The organism is Phytoactinopolyspora endophytica (assembly GCF_004138495.1).
Classification (GTDB): Bacteria; Actinomycetota; Actinomycetes; order Jiangellales; family Jiangellaceae; genus Phytoactinopolyspora; species Phytoactinopolyspora endophytica.
Map to the genome: position 1 here is coordinate 16,193 of NZ_ML142866.1, position 11,384 is coordinate 27,576.

11 protein-coding genes are annotated in these 11,384 nt (G+C 68.0%); 2 read left to right on the forward strand and 9 right to left on the reverse strand.

Annotated features, from left to right (window positions below; all coding sequences use genetic code 11):
- The 3 genes from ELR45_RS27020 to argC all read right to left on the reverse strand — a co-directional run.
- Window positions 1-861 (reverse strand): bifunctional ornithine acetyltransferase/N-acetylglutamate synthase (locus tag ELR45_RS27020; protein WP_240760178.1); only part of this gene is annotated, 861 nt, incomplete at its 3' end.
- A gap of 15 nt (window positions 862-876) precedes the next feature.
- The gene (locus tag ELR45_RS35895) at window positions 877-1,047 is read right to left on the reverse strand and encodes a hypothetical protein (protein ID WP_165368131.1); all 171 of its coding nucleotides are present in this window, start codon (window positions 1,045-1,047) and stop codon (window positions 877-879) included.
- Window positions 1,044-2,099: an N-acetyl-gamma-glutamyl-phosphate reductase gene (argC, locus tag ELR45_RS27025; protein WP_420813955.1), complete on the reverse strand. Its 1,056-nt coding sequence runs from the start codon at window positions 2,097-2,099 to the stop codon at window positions 1,044-1,046. Before argC ends, ELR45_RS35895 begins: the two co-directional genes overlap by 4 nt.
- A 191-nt stretch (window positions 2,100-2,290) precedes the next feature.
- On the opposite strand from argC, the gene ELR45_RS27030 reads away from it, so the two are divergent.
- The gene (locus ELR45_RS27030) at window positions 2,291-3,253 is read left to right on the forward strand and encodes a phosphotransferase (protein WP_205857349.1); all 963 of its coding nucleotides are present in this window, start codon (window positions 2,291-2,293) and stop codon (window positions 3,251-3,253) included.
- A gap of 16 nt (window positions 3,254-3,269) precedes the next feature.
- Here the strand turns inward: ELR45_RS27030 and ELR45_RS27035 are convergent, their stop codons facing one another.
- The 4 genes from ELR45_RS27035 to ELR45_RS27050 all read right to left on the reverse strand — a co-directional run bounded on the left by ELR45_RS27035 (window position 3,270) and on the right by ELR45_RS27050 (window position 8,064).
- Window positions 3,270-3,887 (reverse strand): hypothetical protein, encoded by a 618-nt coding sequence (locus ELR45_RS27035; protein ID WP_129669106.1) that lies wholly within the window; start codon window positions 3,885-3,887, stop codon window positions 3,270-3,272.
- 235 nt (window positions 3,888-4,122) lie between these two features.
- On the reverse strand, window positions 4,123-5,694 hold the full coding sequence (locus ELR45_RS27040; protein WP_129669107.1) for an N-acyl-D-amino-acid deacylase family protein: 1,572 nt from the start codon (window positions 5,692-5,694) through the stop codon (window positions 4,123-4,125).
- A gap of 82 nt (window positions 5,695-5,776) precedes the next feature.
- The gene (locus ELR45_RS27045) at window positions 5,777-6,649 is read right to left on the reverse strand and encodes a serine hydrolase (protein WP_129669108.1); all 873 of its coding nucleotides are present in this window, start codon (window positions 6,647-6,649) and stop codon (window positions 5,777-5,779) included.
- Window positions 6,646-8,064 (reverse strand): SLC13 family permease, encoded by a 1,419-nt coding sequence (locus ELR45_RS27050; RefSeq protein WP_205857350.1) that lies wholly within the window; start codon window positions 8,062-8,064, stop codon window positions 6,646-6,648. Before ELR45_RS27050 ends, ELR45_RS27045 begins: the two co-directional genes overlap by 4 nt.
- A 298-nt stretch (window positions 8,065-8,362) precedes the next feature.
- On the opposite strand from ELR45_RS27050, the gene ELR45_RS27055 reads away from it, so the two are divergent.
- Window positions 8,363-9,700 (forward strand): ABC transporter substrate-binding protein, encoded by a 1,338-nt coding sequence (locus tag ELR45_RS27055; RefSeq protein WP_129669109.1) that lies wholly within the window; start codon window positions 8,363-8,365, stop codon window positions 9,698-9,700.
- A 121-nt stretch (window positions 9,701-9,821) separates the two neighbouring features.
- Here ELR45_RS27055 and ELR45_RS27060 read toward each other — a convergent pair whose 3' ends face one another.
- Together ELR45_RS27060 and ELR45_RS41555 are read right to left on the reverse strand one after the other, a co-directional pair.
- Window positions 9,822-10,634, reverse strand: a complete 813-nt coding sequence (locus ELR45_RS27060) for an SDR family NAD(P)-dependent oxidoreductase (protein WP_129669110.1) — start codon at window positions 10,632-10,634, stop codon at window positions 9,822-9,824.
- Window positions 10,635-10,849: 215 nt separating this feature from the next.
- The coding region (locus ELR45_RS41555; RefSeq protein ID WP_476704141.1) for a phenylalanine--tRNA ligase subunit beta-related protein at window positions 10,850-11,384 on the reverse strand (535 nt) is incomplete at its 5' end.

The following is an 11,384-nucleotide window of genomic DNA, read 5'->3' on the forward strand; positions in this document are numbered from 1 at the left end:
CCGTGCGACGGTCCGGCCGACGGCCACCGCGTCGTCCTGGCTCGCGGCGCCACGCACGGTGATCTCGATGTCGTGGTGTGCGCCCTCTGCGTCGGTCCACAGCTGCCGCGTGAGGTCGGCGCAGACCTGAGTCACCGCTTCGGTCAGCTCGTCGCGGTCCGCGTCGACGCCGGAGGCGCCGCTGGCCATGAGGACCACGGTGTCATTGGTGGACATGCATCCGTCGGTGTCCAGCCGGTCGAACGTGGTCCGCGTCGCCTGCCGCAGTGCCGTATCCAGCACCTGCTGGTCCGCGACCGCGTCCGTGGTGATCACGACGAGCATCGTGGCGAGGCCGGGTGCCAGCATCCCAGCACCCTTGGCCATGCCGCCGACGGTCCAACCGGCAGCACCGGCCGTCGCTTCCTTCAGCGTGGTGTCCGTGGTCATGATCGCCGTCGCCGCGTCCGGGCCTCCGTCGGCGGACAGCTTGCCGACGGCCGACCTGATCCCGGCCTCCAGCCTCGGGCGGTCGAGCAGGGTGCCGATGAGCCCGGTGGAGCAGACCGCGACGTCGAACGCTCCGCCACCCAGCAGCTCGGCGACCAGCTCAGCGCTGGCATGGGTGGTCTGGAAGCCTTCGGGGCCGTTGTAGCAGTTGGCACCGCCGGAGTTGAGGACAACGGCGTCCAGCTTGCCGTCGACGATGGCTCGCTCCGACCAGAGAACAGGGTTCGCCTTGCACCGGTTGGAGGTGAACACGGCGGCAGCGGCGCGCTGCGGCCCGTCATTCACGACGAGCGCGACATCGGGCTTGCCGCTGGGTTTCAGACCGGCGGTCACACCGGCCGCTCGGAATCCCGCTGCTGCGGTGACGGACATGGAGGGGCTCTCCTTCTACGGATGGGAAACGGGAAGCGTGACGGGCGCGTTGACGACCATGGTTCGTCGTCGCCGGCCGCGTGCCCTGCGTCCCTTGAAGCCCCCGATCACCGACGTCGCCCCACCTCGGTGGGCGAACACGTCGACAGCGTTCTCCGTCGCCTCGTTGCCCATGTTCCTGTTCACGGCGCGACCCCCATCGTCGGCAGGCCGAGCGTCTCCGGAAACCCGAACGCGATGTTGGCGCATTGCACCGCAGCGCCGGCTGTCCCCTTGGTGAGGTTGTCGATCGCAGCGACCGCGACGACGCGCCCGGCCCGTTCGTCCACGGTGACCTGGATGTGTGCCGTGTTGGCGCCGAGCGTGCCGGCCGTCGTCGGCCACAGGCCCTCCGGGAGCAGGTGCACGAACGGCTCATCGGCGTAGGCCTTCTCCCAGGCGCTCCGGACGTCGCCCGACGAGGCCGCGCCACCAGCGAGCTTCGCGGTGACGGTCGCCAGAATGCCCCGGCTCATCGGGACAAGCGTCGGCGTGAACGAGAGGGTGATCGGCACGTCGGCGGCCAGGGCAAGGTTCTGCTCGATCTCCGGAATGTGCCGGTGACCGCCGCCGACGGCGTACGGGCTCGCCGCGCCGAGGATCTCGCTGGCCAGCAGGTGCGGCTTGAGCGACTTGCCGGCGCCGGAAGGACCGTTGGCCAGGACAGCGACGATGTCGTCCGGAGCGATCACGCCGGCCGCCAGGCCTGGGGCCATCGCCAAGGTCACCGCGGTGACGTTGCAGCCGGGGACGGCGACGCGAGTCACACCGCTCAGCCTGTCCCGATGCTTGGAACCGTCGGCATGCACCAGCTCCGGCAGGCCGTAGGGCCAGCTGCCCGCGAACTCGGTGCCGTAGAACTGCTTCCATGCCTCGGCGTCGGTGAGCCGGTGGTCGGCGCCGCAGTCGAGGACGAGCGTCCCGTCGGGCAGCTGAGCCGCGATCTCTCCGCTGGCGCCGTGCGGCAGCGCGAGCGCGACGACGTCGTGCCCGGCGAGGGCGTCGGCCGTCGTCGGCTCGATCATTTTGTCCAGCAACGGCGTCAGGTGCGGATGGTGCTCGCCGAGCCGGGTGCCGGCGCTTGTGTGCGCGGTCACCGTCCCGACGGTGAACTCGGGATGTGCAGCGAACAGGCGCAGCAACTCGCCGCCCGCGTACCCGCTGGCGCCTGCTACCGCTACCGTCTTGGCCATATACATGAGTATGCATTATGCAACATGTTCATGCAACCAGGGTGGAGACCTTGATACCACCAGACGCATCCATAGGCGCGGGAAGGTGGTTTCCTCGATGCTGGCGGTATCAAAGTCGGGGTGCCGCTCCAGCAAGAACAGCAGCCAAAGCCGAAAACCGTTTGATGAGGTAAGAGGCGTGCGCCGATCATGCTGGGGTGACATCCGCAGATTCCGCCGTCCCCATCCCCGTCGCCGGCGGCGCCCGAGCCGCCTGGACCGACATCCCAGAGCAGGTGCGGTCGGGCATCGAAGAACTGCTCGGCTCGCCCGTCGTCGACGCCGTCAACCAGGACGGCGGCTTCTCACCCGGGATGGCGGCCCGGGTGCGGTGTGCGGACGGCTCGCGCGTCTTCGTCAAGGCCGTGGGCGCATCACTCAATCCGCACTCCCCAGGCATCTTCCGAGCTGAGGCCTCGATTGCTCGGCAGCTGCCGGCTGCCGCACCAGTACCGGCGTTGCGCGCCTCCTACGACGACGGCGACTGGGTCGCGCTGGTCTTCGATGAGGTCGATGGGAGGACGCCGTCGACACCGTGGCAGCCGAATGAGCTCGAGCGCGTGGTCCGGGCCGTAACCGAGCTTTCGTTGACGCTTACGCCATGCCCGATCGACGATGTCCCCACGGCGAGCGAACGGCTGGCGACCGAGATGCTCTGCTACCGCGAGCTGGCCATGGAACCGCCAGCCGACCTCGATCCATGGGAGCGGCGGCATCTGGGCCGGCTCGCCGACCTCTCCGAGTCCGCGCTGGAGCACCTTGCCGGCGACACACTGGTCCATCTCGATCTGCGTGCGGACAACATCCTGCTGGACGATGACCGGGTCTGGATAGTCGACTGGCCGTGGGCATGCCGGGGAGCCGCATGGATCGACTCGGTGATGCTACAGATGAACGCCGCGCTGCACGGCCACGACCCCGAGGAATACCTCGACAGGCATCCTCTGCTCGTGGACGTCGACCCGGATCATGTGACGGCCTTTCTCGCCGGCCTGTGCGGATTCCTCGGGGCGTACTCCCGGCGGCCCGCACCGCCAGGGTTGCCGACTATCCGCGAGTTCCAGCGAGCCCAACATGCGTCGACACTCGCGTGGCTACGTCGCCGTACCGACTGGCCCTAACCTGTCTTCGCGGATGTCAGGAGACCGAGGACCACACCTCGTCCACCAGGCTCGCCACTTTCTCCGGATCATGGGACAGATCGCCCGTCACGTTGGTGATCTCCACCGTCAAGCCCGAACGGGTACGAAGGCACGACCCGGTGATCACCGATGCCGGGTCGATCTCCTCGCCGGCCGGGGTGACCTGAACCGTGTGCCGGACGCAGGCCACGTCGCCGTGCACCTCAACGTCGCTTTGCGGCCGAGCCAGACCAAGCTCCTCCGCGTCTTCGTAAGCGACAAACGGCGGGAACGGAGAGGTGGCACGGAACAGTTTCACCGAGAAGGCCTCGTCGTACTCGTCGTCCGAGTAGCTCTCGACGACCGCCCCGGCCCCTCCGTACGCCTCAGAGAGCCGCTTAGCGTTACGTTGATTTCGCGTTTGGGCACCTTCGAGGTTCTCCTGGCCGTCCTGCCCCTGAAAGACCGCGACGTCGGCGATCCTGGCATACCCACCGACCTCCGCCGGCGCGGTGATGTCCGCCCCGTCAGCGTCGAATAGACCTTCAGAGCTGGACTCCGCTCCGGATCCCAAGACTGTCCATGCCAGGCCCACGACGGCCGCGCCCACAAGTGCACCCACAAGTCCGAACACGAAGGAACGTGACGGTGGAGACCCGGGCTGAGGTGGCGCGGAAGGGGAATCGTCCTGGGATGGTGCCGATGGGGACACGTCCATGACCAGAGTTCTCCAACTGTGACGCGGATGCGGCTTCGCTGTCGGTACGCGCCGTCGACCGTGACGGCGCGCCAGGGGAATTCTGGTGCCGGACATCAACGATGGCAAGTTCGCCGCTACATTCCCCGCTGGCGACCCGAGCGCATGACCTTCAGCGGCGCAGGACGCGGCCAGCGCGGACGCCGGTGGGCTCGCCGTCGTCGAGCGCGACCTGGCCGGCCACGACGACAGTGCTGAAGCCGGTCGACAGCCGCCACGGGTCATTGAACGTCGAGCGGTCCGCGACCGAGTCGGGATCGAAGACGACGACGTCCGCCGTCGCACCTGCGCGGATGACGCCGCGGTCCCCGAGTCCGAGCCGGGACGCCGGCAGCGACGTCATCTTCCGCACCGCGTCGACGAGCGTGATCACACCGCGTTCCCGAACATAATGCGCGAGCACGCGCGGGAAGGTGCCGAAGTTCCGCGGATGCGGCATGCCCTGGCCCGACGGCCGCATCACCCAGCCGTCGCTGGCCACGGCAACCCGCGGATGGCGCAGCACGGTCTCGACGTCGTCGCCGCTCATGCCGTGCATGACGACTGCCACCGCAGCCTCGTGCTGCTCGAGGATCCGCAACGTCACCTCGGTGGCATCGGTACCGTCACGGTCGGCGACCTCGGTCAGGGTGGAGCCTGCGGCGTCGGAGTACCGGCCGGGACCGATCTCGGCGATCACCACCTTCGACGGATCGAGGTTCGGCTCGGCACCGCTACGCAGCTCGTGTGCGATCCTCTCCCGTGCCGCCGGGTCCGCCAGCCGCCTCAGCAGCTCACCGGGCCCACCATCGAGCGCCCACGACGGCAACCGGGTGGTCAGCGTCGTGCTGGAGGCGGTGTATGGGTAGACGTCCGCGGCGACGTCCAGGCCACGCTCCGCGGCGTCGTCGATCAGCTCCAGTGCACCGACGACGGCACCGTGGTTCCGCGGGCCGGCCGCCTTCAGGTGCGAGATCTGCAGCCGGGCTCCGCTCGCCTCTGCGATCCGGATCGCCTCGCCGATGGCCTCGTGCAGGCGCTCGCCCTCGTTCCGGATGTGCGTCGAGTACAGCAGGCCTGCGTTCCCGGCGACGCTGACCAGGTGCCGGACCTCGTCCTCGCTCGAGTAGGTCCCAGGCGCGTAGATGAGCCCGGTGGAGAACCCGGCCGCGCCCGAGGCGGCAGCGGCGCTGAGCAACGCGGACATCCGCGCCAGGTCGTCGTCCGATGCCGCACGCTCCGCTCCGCCCATCGCCGCCAGCCGGAGCGACGAGTGGCCGATCTGCGGGGCGATGTTGACCGCGGGCCGGGACTTCTCGACTGCCGTGGCGAACCCCTCGTGATCCGTCCACGTCCAGGTCAGCTCAGGGGCGAGGAATGCCGACGCCGCCCTCGCCTCGTCCAGGTCGGTCACCGGGAACGGGGAGAAGCCGCAGTTCCCGGTCAGCAACGTGGTGACGCCCTGGTGCAGCTGTGTGGTCGCGCCCGGCCAACCCTCAACGGTGAAGTCCGCGTGCGAGTGCAGGTCGATGAACCCGGGTGCGACGACCTGTCCGGTGGCGTCGATCACCCGACGGGCTTCCATCGGCTCGGTACCGACCCGCTGGATCACGCCGTCGCTGATGCCCACGTCGGCCGTCACCGGGTCAGCGCCCGTGCCGTCGATGACGGTTCCGCCACGGATCACAGCGTCGAGCTCGCTCACAGGCACCTTCTTCGGGTCGAACGGACGTCGTCGTTGCCGGCGTCGTCATGGCAAGCGTCGTCATTTGCCGTCGTCGTCCGGACTATAAGTCAGATTGTGTCAGCAGATCGGAATCGGAACGCGCGATATCGACGACGGCGCGGGCCGCGGTCGCGATCACCGCTCCAGCCACGCCGGTGCCACCGGATTGGGACGCCGGATCGGTCAATCCGCTGCCCAGCGCGGTGAAGACCACGCTCCGCCCGTCGAACTCGAGGATGCCGACGTCATGCCGGACGCCGGCCAGCTCGCCCGTCTTGTGCCGGCAGACGATGTCGGGACCGAGTGCTGCGGGAATGCGGTCGTTGAACTGCTGCCGGCCCAGGATGTCCAGCGCTATCGTGCGCAGATCGTCCGGGAGCAGGCCGGTTGAGCCGAGGAGGCCGAGCAGCAGTGCCTGGTCATCCGCGGTGGTGACGTTGTCCAGGCCGGCACGCATCGCTTCGACGTCGTAAAGCCGCCGGCCGAGATGGGTGCTGCGGGCGCCAAGAGCCGTGATACGCGCCGCCGCGTCGTCGACGCCGAGCATGTCGATCACCATGTTCGCCGCGTTGTTGTCGCTGACGCCGATCATGAGCTCCAGCGTCTCGTCCAGCCGCAGCTGCCGCACCGACGGCATGAGTCTGAGCACGCCCGCTCCTCCGACCCGCTCCCCGGGAACCACCAGGACGTCGCTCAGCTCGCGATGCCCGGCAGCGACGTCCTGCAGGGCCAGAATCAGCAGCGGCACCTTGATCGTGCTCGCCGCCCGCATCGCCACGTCACCGTTGACGGAGACGACCGTCTCTCCCCGTTCCCGCACGGCGAAGCCCCACACCCCGTCGGTGGATGTGGCCGCCGATTCCAGGGCACGCCGCAGAACGGTCACCCGCCCTTCCGCCCAGGCGGTCTCGGTGTTCACGTCCCGGCCCGTCACAGCAGCACCACGAACAGGACCGCGAACATGGTCAGGTTGGCAGCCATGATCGCCCAGCCGTTGAACAGCATCATGCGCAGGTTCGACGAGCGGGCCAGGCCCATCTGGCCGATCATGTCCGCGTTCGGGAACGGCCCGAACCAGTCGATCTGGCTGCCGCCGAGCAGTGCCGCGGACCACGCCGTCGGCGGGATGCCGAGCGCCGCCGCGAGCGGCCACAGCAGCTCGTTGATGAGAACCACCTGGGCGACGGCGGCACCCGCCACACCGACCCAGCCGATGACCAGCGCGATCATCAGGAACGGCCAGGCGCCGACCGATTCGAGGGTCGGCTCGAGCGCCTCCAGCATCGCTTCGTATGCGCCGGATTCCTCCAGCATCACCAGCAACGGGTTGAACAACCAGAACAGGAAGAACAGCCACAGCAGCTGGGCTGCGCCCGTGTAGAACGACGTCAGCGCGTCGGCCGGCCGCATCCCACCCGCCAGGGCGGTCACGATCGCCGTCACCACCATCACCACGATCGCGTAGGCGAATCCGGCTTCGAGGATCACGCCCAGGACGGCCAGCGCGACGATCGTGCCGATGAATGCGACGGCGGCGCGCTTCTCGTGCACACCGGGCGCCGACGTCGCCTGGGCCAGCCCGGCGATCTCCTCGCCCGAGTACTGATCCGTGTCCGCCGTTCGACGCTGGATGTACCGCGCCATCATGAAGCCCGTCACCCAGGTCACGACCGCCATCGGCAGTCCGGCCGAGAACAGGTACTCCAGGTAGCTGATGCCGGCAGCCCCGGTGATGGTGACCACCGGAGGTGTGAACGGGCCGATGATCAGGCCGGCCGCGCCACCCGCGTGCAGCATGGCGGCGACCGACGGCCGGGTGCGCGACACCGCCGCGGCGACCGGGATGACGATCGGGGCGAGAATGGCGTTCGCGCCGGCCAGCGTGCCGAGAGCACCCACCAGGATGGTGGATGCGAGCATGACGCCGACCTGGATCCGCATCGGGCTGTCGATGCCGACGCGGTGCAGGAGCATCCGGACCAGCGTCTGCGCGGCCCCGGTGTCCGAGGCGATCCGGCCGAGTCCGGCTCCCAGCATGATGATCAGGCCGATCACGGCGATGAAGGAGCCCAATGACTCGGACATCATCGTGCCCATGTCCAGAGGCCCGGTGCCGGTCAGGACGAACCCGATCACGACCGCGGCACCGGTGGCGAGCACGACGTTGATCTCCAGGACCACCAGCACCACGTATACGGCGATCGGCAGGAGACCCCACCATCGCGGCTGGTCTGCGGCGAAATTGACCACGACGGCGGCCACCAGGGCGGCACCTAGCAGGCCGACGGCGAAGGACTGCTTCGAACGCAGACGTTCCGGGCGTAGATCGGACTCTGTCGGTATGGTCATGCGTGCTCCGTGAGGTCGCTCGGCGCGTCGGTCACGGCCACGCCGGCCGGCACTTGGCGGCGGGCCTTGGAATGTTCAACGTACAAGTATCGGTATCAGAGGTCTAGGCCACGCTGGCCTGCTGCGGCATGCACAAGCAGCTCGTGGCGGTCTAGACCATTAGATCTTGACATCGCGGCGGCTTGACAAGGTGAAAGCGGTTTCTCTAGCTTCAGTCCTAACGGGTGGGCCATCCGCCCTTCCTGCCGACACCGGCCGACTGTCCAGGCACGGTGACCGCGGATCAAAGGAGATCTCCATGACAAACTCGATGCCCCCCGCGCGTCCGGTGTCTACCGGACGCCGAAGGCTCCTCCGCACGGCCGTCGTCGGCCTTGCCGGAACGGCTCTGCTGGCTGCATGCGGCGGATCAGACGATGCCTCTGGCGACGGCGGCGAAGACGTCACACTACGGTTCACCTGGTGGGGGTCCGACGTCAGGCATGAGGCCACTCAAGAGGTCATCGACGCGTTCGAGGCCGAGCATCCGAACATCACGATCGAGCCCGAATTCGGTGAGTGGTCGGGCTACTGGGACAGGCTCGCCACCCAGGTCGCCGCGAATGACGCCCCGGACATCATCCAGATGGACGAGATCTACCTGCGCGAATACGCCGGCCGCAACGCCCTGCTGGACCTGTCGACACAGGACGTCCTCGACACTTCCACCTATGAAGAGGCGACGCTGGCCACCGGAGAGACCGACGGCGGCCTCTACGGCCTGTCCGCCGGCGTGAACTCGCTTTCCATCTTCGCCAATCTCTCCATCTTCGAAGAGGCCGGCGTCGAGCTTCCCGACGACGAAACCTGGACGTGGGAGGAATTTCGCGAACTCGCCGTGGAGATCAGTGAGAACACACCGGACGATGTGTACGGCGCGATGACGTTCGGCCAGAACGAGTCCGCGTTCACCATTTGGGCACGGCAGCACGGTGAGTCGCTGTTCGGCGAGAACGACATCGCGTTCAGCCCGGAGACGCTGGCGTCGTTCTACGAGAACACTATCGAGATGCAAGAGATGGGCGCGTCCCCTCCGTCATCCAGCACGGTTGAGGATTTCACGATCGCACTCGACCAGAATCTGCTCGCCACCAACCAGGTCGGCATGGGCTACGCCTGGAGCAACCAGGTGCACGCCTACGTCGAGGCGTCCGGCGAAGAGATGGTCCTGCTTCGCGTGCCGAGCGAGACCGGATCGTCAACGGACAACGGCGCGTTCTACAAGTCGTCGATGTTCTGGTCGGCGTCGGCGGGTACGGAGCATCCTGAGGAAGTGGCGACGTTCATCGACTTCATCGTCAACAGTGAGACCGCCGGCGAGATCCTGCTCGCCGAGCGCGCCGTCCCGCCCAACAGCGAGGTCCGGGAGACGATCACGCCTCAGCTCTCCGACTCGGATGCGCATGCTGTGGAGTACATCGAGGACATCGCCGACGAGATCGGCGAGGCGCCGGCACCGCCGCCCGTCGGCGCCGCCGACGTCCAGCAGGTCTTCCAGCGATACGCCAGCGAGATCCTGTTCGAGCAGATGAGCCCAGAGGAAGGGGCTGAGGCATTCGCCAACGAGCTCAGCTCGAACCTCACCAGCGCCGGCTGACATCTGCCGGCCCACCACCATCCGGCTTGTTGAGCGTCAGTTGCGCTGAAGTCCCAATATGGGGCCCTACGACGCAACTGACGCTCAACAAGCGAGCGGGCGAACTGTCGGCCGATTCATTTCAGGCGACAGGGTCGTCCGAGTCGATCGGTGCGAGGCTCAGGACGCGGGCATTCGCGGCCAGGATCGTCTCCCGCTGTGCCAGGAGCGAGTCGACGGTGTCGGTACCGGCGCGGAAGTATCGCCCAGCGAGCTCATCCAGCCGGCCCTCACCGATAGCCGCCACCAGCTCGACGACAGCCTCGGGCGGGGTCCAAGCGGTGCGTCCGGCATGCATCGGCATCGGCGTGGTCATGTCGGTCTTGACGTGCCCAGGAGCGACGTCGAAGGCATACACCCCTCGGTCCCGGTACTGGGCATCGAGCTGTGTGGTGAAGCGTGCCAGCGCTCCCTTGCTCACCGCGTATCCGGTGTAGGACGTCATCGCCTTGTGCCCGGCGCCGCTGTTCAGGTTCACGACGCGTCCGCCGCCGGCCTCCAGCATGGTGCTCACGACCGCGTGGGTCACCAGCATCGGCCCACGCACGTTCACCTCGACCACGCGCCAGGTCTCCTCGACGTCCAGGTCGGTGAAACGAGCGTCGACCGGCTCGATCACGCCCGCGTTGTTCACCAGCAGATCCACGCCGCCCAGCTCACCCACGATGCTCGCGACCGCGCTGTCCACAGCGGCTCCGTCCACCACATCGGCCGTAGCCACGGACGCGACCGCACCCCGCTCCCGGCACTCCGTCGCCACCCGTTCAAGCGCCTCGCGGTTCCGCGCCAATAGGCCGACGGCCCAGCCCTGCTCGGCTAGACCCAGCGCTAGCTCACGGCCGATGCCACGGTTCGCGCCCGTGATCAGCGCGCGTCGGCGTGTCCCACTTATCAATGTTTCGTCTCCATGCCTAGCAGTCGCGTAGGTCGGGGAGAAGAGATCGCCAGGCTCAAGCCCAACCGGGCCACAGACCAACCGGTCCCGAGGCACCCAGCGTAACCAGCCGCCTGGCGATCTCTTCTCCCCGATCTACGCGACCTGTGCGTACTGTACGACCCCAGCGTCGACAGCCCCCGTCTCCATGTCTAGAGCAGTCGTGGGCTCTCCGCTCAGCTGCGCAGCACGGCGCCGGTACGCTCCGTCGCGGACGCGACCGCCGCGTCTCGCGCCGCCGTGGTCTCCTCCACCGTAAGAGTGCGGTCCGGCGCCCGGAAGCGCAGCGCGTAGGCGAGCGACTTGCGCCCCTCCCCTACCTGAGCGCCGCTGTACACATCGAACAACCGCACCGACTCGAGCAGCTCGCCCGCACCCTCGGCCAGGGCGGCGTGCACCCGCGCGGCCGGTACGGCCTCGTCGACCACGAGCGCCACGTCCTGCATCGCCACCGGGTACGTCGACACGGCAGGCGCCGGAACAGGGTTGTCAGTCGCCGGCAGGCGGTCCAGCTCGAGTTCCATGGCCGCCGTCCGTTCCGGCAGCCCCATCGCCTTCACCACCCGAGGATGCAGCTCCCCGCCATGTCCGACCAGCGTCTCACCGACGTACAGGGCAGCACAGCGGCCTGGGTGCCAGGGCGCGTGATCGTCCTTCTCAATGCGGAGTTCGACTCCGGCGGCGTCCACCACGATCCGGGCGGCCTCGATC

Excerpts from the sequence above, each read along its gene's own strand:
- argC (WP_420813955.1), bottom strand. The coding sequence starts at position 2,099 with ATGTATATGGCCAAGACGGTAGCGGTAGCAGGCGCCAGCGGGTACGCG.
- ELR45_RS27050 (WP_205857350.1), bottom strand. The coding sequence starts at position 8,064 with ATGACCATACCGACAGAGTCCGATCTACGCCCGGAACGTCTGCGTTCG.
- ELR45_RS27055 (WP_129669109.1), top strand. The coding sequence starts at position 8,363 with ATGACAAACTCGATGCCCCCCGCGCGTCCGGTGTCTACCGGACGCCGA.